Annotated in this window: 13 protein-coding genes and 1 tRNA gene; 7 read left to right on the top strand and 7 right to left on the bottom strand. The window is 62.6% G+C overall.

Features of this window, described 5'->3' with window-relative positions; genetic code table 11:
* Window positions 1-12: 12 nt before the first annotated feature.
* Entirely contained in the window at window positions 13-3,261 is a 3,249-nt protein-coding gene (locus ACE3PH_RS02665) for an EAL domain-containing protein (protein ID WP_374316270.1), read from the bottom strand.
* A 143-nt stretch (window positions 3,262-3,404) separates the two neighbouring features.
* Here ACE3PH_RS02665 and ACE3PH_RS02660 point away from each other — a divergent pair, with 143 nt between their 5' ends.
* The 5 genes from ACE3PH_RS02660 to ACE3PH_RS02640 all read left to right on the top strand — a co-directional run bounded on the left by ACE3PH_RS02660 (window position 3,405) and on the right by ACE3PH_RS02640 (window position 9,353).
* A complete protein-coding gene (locus ACE3PH_RS02660) occupies window positions 3,405-4,328 on the top strand; it encodes an alpha/beta fold hydrolase (protein WP_374316268.1) in 924 nt (307 codons plus the stop codon).
* 59 nt (window positions 4,329-4,387) lie between these two features.
* A protein-coding gene (gene prfB / locus ACE3PH_RS02655; RefSeq protein ID WP_374316266.1) for a peptide chain release factor 2 occupies window positions 4,388-5,492 on the top strand; the annotation gives its coding sequence in 2 pieces (ribosomal slippage) (window positions 4,388-4,468 and window positions 4,470-5,492; 1,104 coding nt in all).
* 11 nt (window positions 5,493-5,503) lie between these two features.
* Complete coding sequence (pepN, locus tag ACE3PH_RS02650) at window positions 5,504-8,176, top strand: aminopeptidase N (protein WP_374316264.1); 2,673 nt, start codon at window positions 5,504-5,506, stop codon at window positions 8,174-8,176.
* A 38-nt stretch (window positions 8,177-8,214) separates the two neighbouring features.
* Entirely contained in the window at window positions 8,215-9,219 is a 1,005-nt protein-coding gene (locus tag ACE3PH_RS02645) for a class 1 fructose-bisphosphatase (RefSeq protein WP_374316262.1), read from the top strand.
* 58 nt (window positions 9,220-9,277) lie between these two features.
* A tRNA-Thr gene (locus tag ACE3PH_RS02640) sits at window positions 9,278-9,353 on the top strand.
* 63 nt (window positions 9,354-9,416) lie between these two features.
* Here the strand turns inward: ACE3PH_RS02640 and ACE3PH_RS02635 are convergent.
* On the bottom strand, window positions 9,417-9,833 hold the full coding sequence (locus ACE3PH_RS02635; protein ID WP_374316260.1) for a YidB family protein: 417 nt from the start codon (window positions 9,831-9,833) through the stop codon (window positions 9,417-9,419).
* A 127-nt stretch (window positions 9,834-9,960) separates the two neighbouring features.
* Between ACE3PH_RS02635 and ACE3PH_RS02630 the strand changes: the two genes are divergently transcribed.
* Window positions 9,961-10,203 (top strand): hypothetical protein, encoded by a 243-nt coding sequence (locus ACE3PH_RS02630; RefSeq protein WP_374316258.1) that lies wholly within the window; start codon window positions 9,961-9,963, stop codon window positions 10,201-10,203.
* Window positions 10,204-10,222: 19 nt separating this feature from the next.
* Here ACE3PH_RS02630 and ACE3PH_RS02625 read toward each other — a convergent pair whose 3' ends face one another.
* From ACE3PH_RS02625 to ACE3PH_RS02605, 5 genes are all read right to left on the bottom strand, one after another.
* Complete coding sequence (locus ACE3PH_RS02625) at window positions 10,223-11,899, bottom strand: alkaline phosphatase D family protein (protein ID WP_374316256.1); 1,677 nt, start codon at window positions 11,897-11,899, stop codon at window positions 10,223-10,225.
* A gap of 88 nt (window positions 11,900-11,987) precedes the next feature.
* Window positions 11,988-12,386, bottom strand: a complete 399-nt coding sequence (arfB, locus tag ACE3PH_RS02620) for an alternative ribosome rescue aminoacyl-tRNA hydrolase ArfB (protein WP_374316254.1) — start codon at window positions 12,384-12,386, stop codon at window positions 11,988-11,990.
* Window positions 12,387-12,416: 30 nt separating this feature from the next.
* Window positions 12,417-12,875 (bottom strand): GNAT family N-acetyltransferase, encoded by a 459-nt coding sequence (locus ACE3PH_RS02615; RefSeq protein WP_374316252.1) that lies wholly within the window; start codon window positions 12,873-12,875, stop codon window positions 12,417-12,419.
* A gap of 21 nt (window positions 12,876-12,896) precedes the next feature.
* Window positions 12,897-13,847, bottom strand: a complete 951-nt coding sequence (locus tag ACE3PH_RS02610; RefSeq protein WP_374316250.1) for an alpha/beta hydrolase — start codon at window positions 13,845-13,847, stop codon at window positions 12,897-12,899.
* A 26-nt stretch (window positions 13,848-13,873) separates the two neighbouring features.
* The gene (locus ACE3PH_RS02605) at window positions 13,874-14,266 is read right to left on the bottom strand and encodes a VOC family protein (protein ID WP_374316248.1); all 393 of its coding nucleotides are present in this window, start codon (window positions 14,264-14,266) and stop codon (window positions 13,874-13,876) included.
* Window positions 14,267-14,956: 690 nt separating this feature from the next.
* On the opposite strand from ACE3PH_RS02605, the gene ACE3PH_RS02600 reads away from it, so the two are divergent.
* Window positions 14,957-15,910: an IS30 family transposase gene (locus ACE3PH_RS02600; protein WP_374316246.1), complete on the top strand. Its 954-nt coding sequence runs from the start codon at window positions 14,957-14,959 to the stop codon at window positions 15,908-15,910.
* Window positions 15,911-16,067: the final 157 nt, after the last annotated feature.

The raw sequence follows: 16,067 nt of genomic DNA, 5'->3' as shown, positions 1-16,067 counted from the left end.
GCAGAGCGGCCATTATCGAACGATCGTGCTTTTTTTGTTGGCAAACCCGTTTTGCAGCAAGGCCTCGACCTGGATCGGTGGCACGGGCCGGCTGTACAGATAGCCCTGCACCACATCGCAGCCCATCGCGTGCAGGAAGGTTTCCTGGTCCGGCATTTCCACGCCCTCGGCCACCACGCTGAGGTTCAGGCCCCGCGCCAGTGAAATCATGGTCTGCACCAACTGGGCATCGCTGGCATTGCCGGGCAAGTCCTGGATGAAGCTGCGGTCGATCTTCAACTGGTGCACCGGGAAGCGCTTCAGATAGGCCAGCGACGAGTAGCCCGTGCCGAAATCGTCGATCGACAGGGACACCCCCAGGTCATGCAGCATGTGCAGGAACTGCTCGGCCCCCACGCTGGATTCCATCAACCCGCTTTCGGTGATCTCCAGTTCCAGCCGCTCGGCCGGCAGGCCGGTCTGACTCAGGATGCGTGACACCCGCTCGACCACCCCGCCACGACGGATTTCGCTGGGTGACAGGTTCACCGACAGGCGGCCGAACTCCATGCCGGCGTCCAGCCACACCTTGCCTTGGCGGCAGGCCTCCATCAGCACCCACTCGCTCAGCGGCACGATCATGCCGGTGTCTTCCATCACTGGAATGAACTCGGTCGGCCCGATGGCGGGCAGGGTGTCTGCGCCCCCGTCGGGTGATTTCAGTCTCACCAGGGCTTCCAGCGCCACCACGCGGTTGTCGCTCAAACGGACCTGCGGCTGGTAGTGCAGCACGAACTCGCCATGCTCCACGGCCCGGCGCAGGCGGGTTTCCAGCTGCAGGCGGTGGGTGGCATCGCTGGTGAAAGACTGGGTGAAAAAGCTGAAGCTGTTGCGGCCACGGCGCTTCGATTCATACATCGCCGCGTCGGCATCGCGGATCAGCTCGGCCGGGTCACGGCTGTCGTCGGGGAACAGGCTGATACCGATGCTGGCGCGCACATAGACCTGCTGCCCGCCCTCCAGCGTGAAGGGCTCATTGAGTGTTTGCAAAATGGCCTGCGCCACGTGGGCCGCCTGCTGCGGGTGACGCAGGTGCTCGAGCACCAGCAGGAACTCGTCGCCGCCCAGGCGCCCCAGCGTGTCTTCCTGGCGCACCCGGTCGCGCAGACGCTGGGCAACCTGTTGCAGCAGGTTGTCGCCAGCGGCATGGCCCAGGCCGTCGTTGACCACCTTGAAGTTGTCGAGGTCAACAAAGATCACCCCGACCAGGGTGTGATGGCGCTGCGCCAGGTTGACGGCGTGGCTGAGCCGGTCGTGGATCATGGCGCGGTTCGGCAACCCGGTGAGCGTGTCGAAATGCGCCATGCGCGCCAGCCGGGCCTCGGTTTCCTTGAGCTGGGTGATGTCCGTCATCACGGCCACGAAGTGGGTGGGCTTGCCACGCGGGTTGTGCACCGCACTGACGGACAGCTTGTTCATGAACAGCTCTCCATTCTTGCGGCGGCTCCACACCTCGCCTTGCCAGGCATCGCTGTGGTTGAGCCCGGCGCGGATGGTCTGCACCACTTCCTGGGGGTTCTCGGCGAAGAGGAATTCGGGGGTGCTGCCGACCACGTCGTCTTCGGTGTAGCCCGTGATGTCGGTGAACGCCGGGTTGATGGACACGATCTGCTTGGCGCGGTCCAGCACGATCATGCCGTCGCGCGTGCTCTCCAGTGCCGCCGCATGCAGGCGGATGCGCTCTTCGGCGATCACCCGCAAGGACTCGCGGTGCAGGTTGGTCAGCGCAAAAGCCAGGTCGTTGGCAATTTCTTCGAACAGTGCCTTTTCGTCCTGATCCTGGGCGTTGAGTTGGGTGTCGAGCAGCACCAGGTGGCCCACCAGCTCCTGGTCACGGCGCAGCGGTACGACGGCGCAGCCTGCCAGGCCCTGAGACAGCGCCATTTCGGCCCAGGCCGGGCGTTGCGGCACTTGCGCCAGATCGGTTGTGTGGAAGATGCTGCCACTGAACAGCGCTTCGCTGATTGGCGCACTGTCCAGCAAGGCCGTGCGTTCGCGGCAGAAGGACACGATGATGGGGTCGTCCATGTCAGCCGGCGGCATGGCCTCATGCAGCATGAACTTGTCATCGAAATCACAGAGGGCCACCCAGGCCTTCTTGAAACGGCCATGTTCGCGAGCAGATCGACAGACATGGGCAATCAGGTCCGGCTCGGTGGTTGACCACACAATGGCCTGGTTGATCTGGCTGAGGAAGTCGTACAGCCGTGTCATGTGCACGAGGCGCTGCTCGGCACGGCGGCGCGCAGTCACATCCCAGATCATCCAGACCACGCGGTCCGTGTCGCCAACAGGGGCGCAGCGGCTGTCGAAGTGCCGCACGCCACCCATCACCCGCAGCGGGTAGCTCAGCGCCTGGGTCTGGCGGGTCTCCAGCGTCTTGGTGATCACGCCCATGAACAAGGCCGTCGCGGCAGGCGGGAAAAAGTCGCTGATCGGTCTGCCGATCATCTGGCTTTTCGGGCGGCCCAGCAGTGCCGTGCTGTTGTTGCCAAAAATGTGGGCATAGCGCCCGCTCTTGTCGAGCAGGAAGGCCACATCCGGCAGGGCATTGGCAAAGGCCTGCAACTCGGTTTCACGGTGAATCAGCGCGCTGGTCGCGGCTTCACGCTGCCGGTAGGCCTTGTAGATCAGGTAAAGCAGGCCCCCCGTCAGCGTGAGCATGATGGCCATGTTGATGATGTCCAGCTCGCGTTGCTGCTGCAACTGCTGGCTCATCACACCCTGCCACTGGGTGGCGGCCTGATCGGCCGCGTGGTCAACCGTTTCCAGAGCGCCCATCACCTGTTGAGCCGCCACATCCAGTGGCAGGCTGCGCCGCTGCAGGAACAACTTGCCCGCGTCCGTCAGGTTTTGCTGCAGTGCCACCAGATTGGGCTTCAGGCTGTCAGGGGCGTGTTCAGACAGGGTGGCGGCAGAGGCCTGTGCATGCTCAATGGCTGAGCTGACCTGCTGTTCGTCAATCAGCCTGTGGTCGACCAGCAACTCTTCAACGAGCCACCGGCCCTTTTGCGTCTGGTGGCGCACGTCCGCCAACTGGCTGTCAAAGGCATGCCCGCGCTCTTGCAAGGCCAGCCAACTGGTGTGTGACCAGGCCATCAGCCCAATACCCGTGAGCGTCACCGCAGCCACGGCCGCAGCCAGGGGGCCAAAGCGACCCAGAGCGGGAACCGGCAGGGTGCCGGAGCTCGGCAGAGGGGTGTCGGGTTCAGGCGCAGTCACAGGAAAACACGGATCAGTTGTGGTGCCAGCTTATGTGAAAAATTGTCGAATCGCGCATGATGTGCAACGGCAGTGTTGGCACATCCCCTCAGGCAGGGGCGCGGACACAGGAACAAATTCACGAATCACCCCGATCCTGACAGATGAGCTACTCACCCCGATATCCGGCACGGTCCGAATTCCTCTCTGTGCGAGGCTTGCGTTACCACCTCCATGTCTGGGGTGACCTCAGCCTGGCTACCCCCGAACAGCCGCTGCTGGTCATGGTGCATGGCTGGATGGATGTGGGCGCGTCCTTCCAGTTCATGGTCGACGAATTGCGGCAGCGGCCGGGGTGGGCCGAGCGTCCCATCGTGGCGCTGGACTGGCGTGGTTTCGGCCTCACCGAAGTGCCCCAGGGCGACTGCTATTTCTTCGCTGATTACCTGGGCGACCTCGATGCCGTCATCGACGCCCTGTCGCCCGATCACCCCGTCGACCTGCTCGGCCACAGCATGGGCGGCAACGTCGTCATGCTCTACACCGGTGTGCGTTCGTCGCGCATCCGCAAGCTGGTCAACCTCGAAGGCTTTGGCATGCCGGCCACCCAGGCCGACGAGGCGCCTGACCGCTACGTCAAGTGGCTCGACGACATCCGCTCACCATCTCGCATGAAGGACTACGCCAGCGTCGAAGAAGTGGCCGCCCGCCTGCAGGCCACCAACCCGCGCCTGCGAAACGAGTTTGCCTTGTGGCTGGCCGCCAGCTGGGCTCGGCAGGAAAACGGCCGCTGGGTCATCAACGCCGACCCCGCCCACAAGAAACCGCAACCCTTTTTGTACCGGGTGGAAGAGGTCAAGGCCTTTTTCCAGCGCATCAGCGTGCCGGTGCTTTTCGTCGAAGGGGCGCAGACCCTGTATTTCTTCCTCTTCAACGCCAAATACAGCAGGGAAGAGTTCCTCGAACGCCTGCAACTGGTGCCTGATTTCCGTGTGGAAACCATCCAGGAGGCCGGTCACATGTTGCACCATGACCAGCCTGCCGAGTTGGCTGCACACATTGGTGACTTTCTCGGCCCGGTCGCATGAGAAAATACGGCGATTTGGCGCAGCACGCCGCCTACCTGTATTTCTGACTGGATCACACCATGGATATCGAACACATCAACGCCCTGGGCGCCCAAATTGCCGACCTGTCCCAGCGGACGGCCGACCTTCGGGGGTATCTTTGACTGGGACGAAAAGTCCCGCCGCCTCGCTGAAGTCAACGCTGAACTCGAAGACCCGTCTGTCTGGAACGACCCCAAGCGCGCACAAGCCCTGGGCAAGGAAAAGAAAGCCCTTGAAGACGTGGTCGTGGTCATCAGCCACCTGACCACCAATCTGGCCGACAACGGCGAACTCTTCGAGATGTCGAAAGAAGAGGGCGACGAAGCCGGCCTGCAAGCCATCTTCGACGATGTGCAAACCCTGCTGAGTGACGTCGAGAACCTCGAGTTCCGCCGCATGTTCAGCAACCCTGCCGACCCGAGCAACTGCTTCATCGACATCCAGGCTGGCGCCGGTGGCACCGAAGCCTGCGACTGGGCCAGCATGCTGCTGCGCCAGTACGTGCGCTATTGCGAACGCAAGGGTTTCACCGCCACGGTGGAAGACCTCACCGACGGGGACACCGCCGGCATCAAGAGCGCCACCATCAAGGTGGAAGGCGAGTACGCCTTTGGCTTCCTGCGCACTGAAACCGGCGTGCACCGCCTGGTCCGCAAGTCGCCGTTCGACTCCTCCGGTGGCCGTCACACCTCGTTCGCTTCCGTGTTCGTCTACCCGGAGATCGATGATTCGATCGAGATCGACATCAACCCGGCTGATGTGCGCACCGACACCTACCGTGCCTCGGGCGCGGGTGGTCAGCACATCAACAAGACCGACTCTGCCGTGCGTCTGACACACATTCCGACCGGGATCGTGGTGCAATGTCAGGACAGCCGTTCGCAACACAGCAACCGCGACGTGGCCTGGCGCCGTCTGCGCTCTCGTCTGTATGACTACGAGATGCGCAAGCGCATGGAAGCACAGCAGAAACTGGAAGACACCAAGACCGATGTGGGTTGGGGTCACCAGATTCGCTCGTATGTGCTCGACCAGAGCCGCATCAAGGACCTGCGTACGAACGTGGAAATTTCCAATACCCAGAAGGTGCTGGACGGTGACCTGGACCAGTTCATCGAAGCCAGCCTGAAACAAGGCATCTGAGAGATCTCCCCATGCGTGAAGGCACTGCCCCTCTGATTCGCCGCGAAGACTACGCGGCCCCGGCGTTCTGGATCAAGACGGTCGACCTGACCTTTGATCTGGACCCGGCCAAGACCCTGGTCATCAACCGCATGACCCTGGAGCGCAACCCCGGCCAACCCGCCGGTCCGCTGCGCCTGGACGGCGAAGACCTGAACCTCACCCGTGTGCTGGTTGATGGCGAGTCGGTGTCGTTCCGGGTGGAAGACCAGCAGCTGGTGCTGGACAACCTGCCGGAGCAGCCTTTCACGCTGGAGATCCGCACCACCTGCTCGCCCGAGAAGAACACCCAACTGTCTGGCCTCTACACCAGCAGCAACGGCTTCTTCACGCAGTGCGAAGCCCTGGGTTTCCGCCGCGTCACCTATTTCCTGGACCGCCCCGATGTCATGGCCACCTACAAGGTGACCCTGAAGGCGGACAAGACCAAGTACCCCGTGCTGCTGTCCAACGGCAACCTGGTGGAAGAAGGCCCGCTGGAAAACGGCAAGCACTACGCCGTGTGGGTCGACCCGCACCCGAAGCCCTGCTACCTGTTCGCCCTGGTCGCGGCTGACCTGGTGCGCCGTGAGCAGCGCATCCGCACCCGCTCCGGCAAGGACCACCTGCTGCAGATCTATGTGCGCGCCGGTGACCTGGACAAGACCGAGCACGCGATGAATTCCCTCATCGCCTCCATCGTCTGGGACGAGGCCAAGTTCGGCCTCAGCCTGGACCTGGAACGATTCATGATCGTTGCCGTCAGCGACTTCAACATGGGCGCCATGGAGAACAAGGGGTTGAACATCTTCAACACCAAGTTCGTGCTGGCCAACCCGGCCACGGCCACAGATGTCGACTTCGCCAACGTCGAAAGCGTGGTCGCCCACGAATACTTCCACAACTGGACCGGCAACCGCGTCACCTGCCGTGACTGGTTCCAGCTGTCGCTCAAGGAAGGCCTCACCGTCTTCCGCGACCAGCAGTTCAGCATGGACATGGCCGGCAGCTCCAGCGCCCGTGCCGTCAAGCGCATTGAAGACGTGCGCAACCTGCGTCAGCTGCAGTTCCCCGAAGATGCGGGCCCGATGGCCCACCCGGTGCGTCCTGACAGCTACATGGCCATCGACAACTTCTACACCGCCACCGTCTATGAAAAGGGCGCGGAAGTGGTGCGCATGATGCACACCCTGGTGGGTGAAGAAGGCTTCCGCAAGGGCATGTGGCTGTATTTCGATCGCCACGATGGCCACGCCGTCACCTGCGATGACTTCGCCCAGGCCATTGCCGACGCCAACCCCGAATCCGAACTCGCCCGCCGCCTGCCCCAGTTCAAGAACTGGTATGCCCAGGCCGGTACGCCCCGCGTCGAGGCCGAAGGCCAATACGACGCAGAGAACCACGTCTATACCCTGCGCCTGCGCCAGAGTTGCCCCGCCACCCCGGGCCAGCCTGCCAAGGCACCGTGCGTGATTCCGGTGGCCATGGGCCTGGTGGCCGATGACGGTCGCCATATCACCCTGCACCAGGAAGGCGATGCCATGCCGATTGGCCCGCACACCGTGCTGGTGCTGTCGGAAGCCGAGCAGACCTTCACCTTCGTGCATGTGCCGGTCAAACCGGTGCCCTCGCTGCTGCAGGGCTTCTCGGCCCCGGTGGTGCTCGAAGCCAACCTGGGTGACGACGAGCTCTTCACGCTGCTGTCGCACGACCGTGACCCCTTCAACCGCTGGGAAGCTGGCCAGAAGCTGGCCCTGAGCCGTCTGCTGGCCGGTGTGCACGCCGGTGGCCACGTCGAGTTGGATGGCCGCTTTGTGAGCGCCATGCGCCACATCCTGCGCAACCCCGAGCTGGACGCTGCCTTCAAGGACCTGGTGCTGACGCTGCCGAGCGAAAGCTACATTGCCGAGCAGCTCGAAGTGGTCGACCCGCAGCGCATCCACGCTGCCCGCGAAAGCATGAAGCTGCAGCTGGCGCATGCCCTGCATGAAGACTGGGCCTGGGCCTTTGAAGCCCACCACGACAACGGCGGCTACACGCCCGACGCGGTCAGCATGGGCCGCCGTGCCCTGGCCAACCAGGCCTTGATGATGCTGACGCTCGACGGCGTGGTGCGTGCCAACCCGATCTGGCCGGGCCGCGCCTACCAGCGCTTCAAGGACGCCACCAACATGACCGACCGCCTGGGTGCGCTCAGCGCCCTGGTGAATGCGCACAGCGAGCTGGCTGGCGCGGCTCTGCAGCGCTTCCATGAGTTGTTCCGCAACGAAGCCCTGGTCATCGACAAGTGGTTTGCCCTGCAGGCCACCGCCCCGGAAAAGGACGGCCAGGTCTTTGCCCGCGTGAAGGCCCTGATGCAGCACCCCGATTTCACGCTGCGCACGCCCAACCGCGCCCGCAGCCTGCTGATGGCCCTGTGTCAGATGAACCCAGCTGCCTTCCACCGTCCTGATGCGGGTGGCTACGTGTTCTGGGCTGACCGCGTCATCGAGGTCGATGCCATGAACCCGCAGCTCGCAGCCCGTCTGGCGCGCGCGCTGGACCACTGGAGCCGCTTGGCCGAGCCTTACCGCTCAGCAGCCCGTGAAGCCCTCAACCGCGTGGCCTCGCGCCCAGAGTTGTCGGACGACGTGCGCGAAATCGTGACCCGCGCGCTGCAGGCCTGAAGGCGTCAACGAATCCACATTCCACAAGAGTCTTTTTCATGACCAAACACATCAGTCTCACGCAGTACCTGATCGAGCAGCAGCGGGGCGCGGCCCAGTTGCCGCCGCAGCTGCGCCTGCTCATTGAAGTGGTGGCCCGCGCCTGCAAGCGCATCGCCATCAGCGTCAACAAGGGCGCCCTGGGTGAAGTGCTCGGCACCGCTGGCAGCGAAAACGTGCAAGGCGAAGTTCAGAAGAAGCTGGACATCATCGCCAACGAAGTGCTGATCGAAGCCAACGAATGGGGCGGCCACCTGGCCGGCATGGCGTCGGAAGAAATGACCGACATGCACGCCGTGCCCAACCGTTATCCCCAAGGTGAATTCCTGCTGCTGTTCGATCCGCTCGACGGCTCCAGCAACATCGACGTGAACGTCAGCATCGGCACCATCTTCTCGGTGCTCAAGCACCAAGGCGGCCCCGTCAGCAACGATAGCTTCCTGCAGCCTGGCACCGCCCAAGTCGCTGCTGGCTACTGTGTCTACGGCCCGCAAACTACCCTGGTGCTGACCGTGGGGCAGGGCGTGGTCATGTTCACGCTGGACCGCGAGCAAGGCGCTTGGGTCATGACTGAAGACAAGGTGCGCATTCCGGAAGACACCAAGGAATTTGCCATCAACATGTCGAACATGCGCCACTGGGCCCCCCCGGTCAAGCGCTACATCGACGAATGTCTGCAGGGCCAGGAAGGCCCGCGCGGCAAAGACTTCAACATGCGCTGGATCGCCTCCATGGTGGCCGACGTGCACCGCATCATGACCCGTGGCGGCATCTTCATGTACCCCTGGGACAAGCGCGAGCCGAACAAGCCCGGCAAGCTGCGCCTGATGTACGAAGCCAACCCCATGAGCTTCCTGATCGAACAGGCTGGCGGCGCGTCTACCAACGGCCTGCAGCGCATCATGGAAGTGCAACCGTCGCAGTTGCACGAACGTGTGAGCGTGGTGCTGGGCTCGAAGAACGAAGTCGAGCGCGTCACGGCTTACCACCGCGAAGCTCAATAAGCGCGTTTTCACGTATGCATGGGCCTTAAAAACCCATGCTAGAATTAAAAGCTTGGACGCCGGTGTAGCTCAGTCGGTAGAGCAGCTCATTCGTAATGAGAAGGTCGAGGGTTCGATTCCTTTCTCCGGCACCATCTGATCAAAACAAAAAGCCCAGTTCGCAAGAGCTGGGCTTTTTTGTTTCAAGGCTCAACTTTTCAAGTGGCACTGCCTTTGAGCAGGTCCAGCAAGCCGCCCAACGCACCGGCTTCCGGCACGTTCCCGCCCGGGGTGAGCTTGTCGATCACCTGTGGCAGCAGTTCGGTCAGGTGCCCCGAGAGCGCGTCGGGCGACAGCCCCAGCTTTTCCGCCATGGCCTGAATCTGCCCATTGCCCAGCACCGACTGCAGTTGATCCGCTGAGATCGCCTGGTTCTGCCCGGTTCCCACCCACGAGCCGATGATGCCGCCCAGCCCTTGCTGCTCAAAGGCCGACACCAGCCCGGCCAAACCGCCTTGCTGGTTGTTCAGCAGGCCGCCAATGGCCTCGATCAGGGCAGATTGCTGCCCGTTATTGCTACCGGCTCCGGACAGCGAGTTCAGTACCTGCCCGGCAATGGGGTCGAAAAATCCCATGTCATTCCCCTTGCTGTGATGCTTACTTCAGCTTACAGCCCTTGTGTGACGTTAGCCATACTTTGCACAGTGCCCTGGTGCTGTTGGTGCCTCAGCAAGCCCAATCCGGTTGAAAATGGCGTTCCTCTTGAAGAAAGCACCTGTGAAGCCCATTCGTTTCTGGATGTCTGTAGCCGCCGCGTTGTTGCTGGGCGCCAGCCTGGGTGGCTGCGCCGTGGTTGAAGTGGCGGGTGCCGCAACGGGTGCGGCCATTTCGGTGGCGGGGGCGGTGGTCAGCACCGGTGTCACCGTCACCGGCAAGGTTGTGGGGGCCGGTATCGACGCGGCCCGCGGTAGCCCCGAGCCTGCACCGAAGCCGGCTGGCGAGTAAGCCGCCGGCATCGACGCTGTCACCCCAGCACCAAGCGCCGTTTGGTGACTTCGCCTTCTTCGCCTCCGGGCCAATGCAAGTCCACCACCACTTCGGCCCGCCCATCGTCCTTGGTGCGAGCCCGGAGCAGCGAGAAATTCTTGTTGCCGGTGAGGGCGTAAAGGCGCTCGCTGCTCACGTCGGTGTGGCCATCCATGGGGCCGCCTGATGAAATGCCCAGCAGGCTGATTTTGGGTGCTGGTTTGCGTGAGATGGCGCTGGAAGTGACTTGGTAGACGCGCGCCGCTGGGTGCTTGCGGTGCTGCAGCCTGAAGGCCGAAGCGCAGTGCACATCCCCGCTGAGGAAAACCAGCGGGCGACCACTGTTGGCCACTTCACTGAACACCGTGTCGAGCAACTGGTTGCGTTCCTTCCAGTTGCTCTCATGGCCCCATTCGTCCATGAAGTCGTCTTTGGCCTCACCAAGGTCCACATAGTTGACCAGGCGGTCTACCCAGTGCAGCACGGGCACCGGTGACACCACAAACAGGCTGCGTGCGGTCTTGGTGTCAGGGCTGCGCAGCCAGGCGCAAAAGCGGTCGAATTGGGCTTGTCCCAACAAAATGTTGGGGTCCGCCTTTGCCTTCTTGCCCTTGTTCTTCTCGACATCATGGTGGCCGCGCATGTCGAGCACGTAAAAGGCCGCATCGCCGTGGCGGAAGGCGTAGTCCCACTGGCAGTTGTCGGGGGCGTTCAGATCTACCGGGGTGACCGGGTTGTGGCTGTGCTCGTATTCGTAATAGGCCCGGCAAGCCGCACGCCACATCAAGTCCACAAGCAACTGGTTGGTCTTGCTGTCGCGCTCTTCAAAAAAGCCGGAAATACGCGCGCGGCGCTCCTTGTTCGTCAACGAGCCCCAGCCATCCATGATCTCGTGGTCGTCCCAGATCATGTACTGCGGGAAGCGTTCATACACCTCACGCAGCGCCGGCACCGCCCAGTAAACCCGGTAGTACCAGCGGTAGATGTTGAGCAGGTATTGCTCAATGGCCGCTTCGTCGTATTGGCCACCTCCCAGGGCATATTTCTCCAGCAAGGCGGCCTTGTTGTCCTTCAGCCAGCTCCAGATGTCGAGGAAGCCATTCTTGCCATTGGTGTCCACATAGGCCTGGTCGCCACCCCCGATCACGAAGTGCGCGCCCGCATCGCTGAGTTGCTCGGCAAAGTGCGGCCAGGCGCCACTGTCACCGCCCGCGCTGATGTGGTCATGGCAGCTGTAAAAACCGAAGACCACCTCTCGCGGGCTGGCTGGGGGCGTGTTGAAGCACTGCGGCGTGTCACCGCCGATTTCCGTGCGACGTGGGACGACGCTGGCGTCGGTGGTGTCGGCGATCACGGCGTAGTAGTAGCGCGTGTCGGGCAGCAATGGGTTCACCTCGAATACAGCTGTGAGGTTGCTGGCGTACGTGATGTCGATGCTGCCCATGAAGACCGGCCGGACGCCCTGGCTGGCCATGAAGTCGGCAACGGGCTGGTTGTTGAGCCGCACCAGGTCACCCGTCAAGGGCTGGGTGGTGACGACCAGTGCCCAGCGACCGGGCTGGTACACACGCACCCACAGCCTGGAGCTGATGGGCGTGGTGGCGCCAATGATGACGGCGCTGGTGAGCTTGGGGTGCTTCTGCTCGTTTGACGTGGGGTCAAGCAAGGTGGCCATGGGGCTTCTCCGTGGGTTTTGTATGTGTTGCGGCATTGTCATGCGCAGCACATGCACGAAGAGGCGAGGGCGGCGGCAGCCCCCTAGATCAGAGGTGTACCTTGCCTCGACCTGATTTGACGCTGGCGCGCAGCGATTTCGACTCCAGCCGCCTTTGCCTGGATGCGAAGGTGGGCTTGGTGGGCCGGCGCGGTGGCAGCACATGGCTGGCCTTGGCTATGAGCTCTTCCAGCCGGGCCAGGGCTTCGGCCTTGTTCTGGTCGCGGCTGCGAGATGACTGCGCCTTGATGACCACCACACCTTCCTTGGTGATGCGCTGGTCCTGCAACTGCAGCAGTCTTTCCTTCACGGCTTCGGGCAGCGACGAGCGCTGGATGTCAAAGCGCAGGTGCACGGCGCTGGACACCTTGTTGACGTTCTGTCCGCCCGGCCCTTGAGACCGCACGGCACTGAACTCAACTTCGCGAAACAACAGGGCGTGAGACATGGTGGTGAAACGGTGTGCGGGCCAAGGGCCTCATGCACCTGGGGGCAGCAGGCGCCGCATGGGGATCATGGGTGACGTGGTGAAGCCGGCCTTGGCGTAAAACTGCTGGGCGACCATGTTGTCGTGGTCGGTCAGCAAGGTGATGCGCCGGGCACCTTGTTGCTGAGCAAAGGCAATGGCATGTTGCAACAGTGCCGAGCCTACACCCGTGCCGCGCGCAGCGGGTGCCACCACCATGTCTTCCAGCATGGCCACACGCTCACCCAGGGCGGTGGACACCGTGAAGAGCAGGTTCACCATGGCCAGCAACTGCGTGCCCTCGCGTGCCACCAGAATGGCGCCGCTCTGCGGGTTGCCGATGATCATGCCCAGCCCCCGGCGCTGGGCCGCATCGTCAGGCTTGAACTCGGCTTCCTGCGTGAAGAGGATGCTCAGCAGATGGCAGAGGGCGGGGATGTCTGCCTCGGTGGCAGTAGAAAAGCTGGGCACGGTGTGCGCTTCCTTTGGGGGCTAGGGCTTTGCAGCCAGAAAGGCCGCCACTGCCTGAACCAGCTCGGGCGCCAGCGGCAGCGTGGGGTCACTGTAAGACGCCAGTTGCTGCGGGCGGTCGGCCGGCACCCGCTTCAAGACGTGGTTCATGCCATCGATCACCTTCAGCCCACAGGCACGGTTGGCGGTGTGCAGGGCTTCGGCATCGGCCACCCTGATCTGGATATCGGTGCTGCCCTGCACGATCAGGCACGGCATCTTCAAACGTGCCAGCTCGTCGGTTGGCTGGTATGACATCCACGACATCAGGTAACGCTGGCCACTGGGGCGGTACAGCGCCAACAGCGGCGCCGGCACATCGGCCACAGTGTGGCCGGCTTCCAGTGCGGTGAGGATGGCTTCGTTTTGCTCGGCCAGCTCGGGCGGCATGTGCCCCTGCAGTTGCCGGCGCAGCAGGTCTGAGGCGCGCTGCGCCGAGCCTGCCAGCGACACGTAGCCTGCCGCCGGGCTGTGCTGGGCTGCCAGCAGGCCGATCAAGGCTCCTTCGCTGTGCCCCAGCACCACCACCTTGTTGAAGCGTGCATCTTGAGCCAGCAGCCTCACCCAGGCTTCGGCATCGCTCACATAGGTTTCCAGCCGCAGTGCTGTGCGGTCAGGCAAGGCTGCGCTGCTGCCACCCACGCCGCGTTTGTCGTAGCGCACCGAAGCCACGCCTTGCTCGCTCAGTGCTGCAGCCAGTTGCTTCAAGCTGTTGTTCGGGCCCTTCAGCATGGCCGAGTTGCCGTCGCGGTCGGTTGGGCCCGACCCGGCGACGATCAGCACCACCGGTGCCGGCTCGGCGCGCTCGGGCGTGGTCAGTGTGCCCTTGATCACGCCGGTGGGCGTGTTCAACTCAATGGGCTGCTCGGCGCCCCAGGCCTCGCCGAAGGCGAGCCAGAGCACAGCACAGATCGACAGGCACCGGTACAGCATGGTGGCCCCACGAGTTGGGTTAGGGCTTACTTAGGCCGGAAGAGGGCGCAGAGCTTGTGGCCGTCCGGGTCGCGCACATAGGCCAGGTAGAGCGAGCCCATGGGCGACTGGCGCAGGCCGGGCGGGTCTTCGATCGACTTGCCGCCGTGTGCCACGGCCACGTCGTGAAAGGCCTGCACCTGCTCGGGCGACGTGCACTTGAAGCCGATGGTGGCACCGTTGGCCACGGTGGCCGGCTCGCCATTGATGGGCTCGACCACGCCGAAGGTGTTGCCATCGTGGCGGTAGAAAAGCCGCGTGTGGCCGGTGGCGTTCTGGTTGCGCACGGCTTCACCGGCGCCCAGCACCGCGAGCACGGCATCGTAAAAGCGCTTCGAGCGCTCGATGTCGTTTGATCCGACCATGATGTGACTGAACATGCGTTGGCTCCTGTGTGGGGTCGTTATCAGGTCTGGCGCCTGACGTGCTCCACACTGTAGTCCAACGGGCGCGCGCTTTCACGCAGCGGGGTAGTCACGGTCTGTGCGAGGGGCTTCAGGGGCCTGTTCATCAAGCGACTGCCGGTACTGGATGCACCCCCGAATGAACTGCGGCCAGGCGGGAACCGCAATGTTGGGGCTGACTTGCTCAGGCAGGAGACCCCAGAGCGCAGGGTGATGCCAACAGAGATCATGGCCCGTTGCATCACGGTGTGCCCGGATCGCCTGCCTCAGCTTTTTGACTTCTGAAAGCAGCTCTTCGCGGGAGAGGGCGTCGAGGTCATCGTCCATGCGTGCGTCCTTGCTGATGAGGGCTGGCTTTGCTTACGGGGCTGGTTGACTGCCCGTTTCAGCACGTCGAGCGGTTATGAGTGTGCTGAAGAAATGCCACTTATGTTCGTCATGTGGATGCACTTCGCGTGTCATATCGCGACCTGTGCGCGGTGATGGATGTTCACGTCCACTCCGTTAGGTTTGACTGTCCACAAAAGTCAGACAAGCTTCGCGTCCGCGTTGAACGCCCAGTTAGGCTGACGCGGATTGACATCCGAAGTGCAACACCTGTTTTGAATAAGGTGGGGGAGCGGAGATACTGCTGCTTCCTCTTTCCGGCAAGACAGGGGCTGCAACATGACGTATCACCAACTCACCCGAGAGGAACGATACTTCATTTCCACGCGTTTGCGCAGTGGCGCGAGTATGAGAATGATCGCGCGGGAAATGGGGCGAAGTGCCTCGACGATCAGCAGAGAAGTGGCCAGAAACGCCACGCGGCATGACGGGGCGTACCGCCCGTCGAAGGCGCAGCAGTACGCGCAAGCGAGGCGAAGGCGATGTCGACGCTGGAGCTTGTTCAATGCCGACGACTGGGCCTACATCCATGCCTTGCTGCGCAAGAAGTGGAGCCCGGAGCAAATAGCTGGAGCGCTGCGCATGCGCTCGGAACTGGCGATCAGCTACCGGACGATCTACCGGCACATCCTGCGAGACCGCAGGCTGGGCGGTACGCTGTGGCGCCATACGAGGATCATGTCGAAGTTTGCGCGCAAGCGCTACCGCAGCATTGACCACCGAGGCGTGATGCCTGGCAAGCGGCACATCAGTGAGCGTCCGCGTGAGGTGGAGTCGAGGCAGCGCATCGGGCACTGGGAAGGTGACACAGTCATCGGGTCGGACAAGCATCACTGTGTACTGACCTTGGTGGAGCGCAAGACGGGCATGGCGATCGTCAAGAAGCTGACGAGCCGCTCGATGGCCGAAGTCAACGAGGCGGCGATCATGGCGATCTCCGAGCACCGACAGCGCTTCAAGACGATCACCTTTGACAACGGCACGGAGTTCCATGATTACCAGGTCATCGAGCAGACTCACCCCGTCAAGTGCTACTTCGCGACGCCGTACCACTCGTGGGAGAGGGGGAGCAATGAAAATTTCAATGGGCTGTTGCGGCAGTATTTCCCCAAGGGGATGTGTATGAGCAAGATTACCCAGGCTGATTGTGATGAAGTGGCCCGTCAACTAAATATGAGACCCAGAAAGAGATTGGGTTTTAAATCCCCTCACTGGGCGTACCATCACGGATGACGGGGTGTTGCACTTCACGTGTCAATCTACGCGTCAGGCTCTTCGAATACATGCCGTGCCTCGCAAAACGAGCTACTTAGACAGGACGATGGTCACCAACGCAGATGAATCTTCAATGGCGACTACACCATGCGATGCAGACCGTGCCAGAAAAAGC

The organism is Aquabacterium sp., assembly GCF_041909175.1.
GTDB lineage: Bacteria > Pseudomonadota > Gammaproteobacteria > Burkholderiales > Burkholderiaceae_C > Aquabacterium.
The sequence above is the reverse complement of the archived record's forward strand: the minus strand, read 5'-3'. Positions and strand labels throughout refer to the sequence as shown.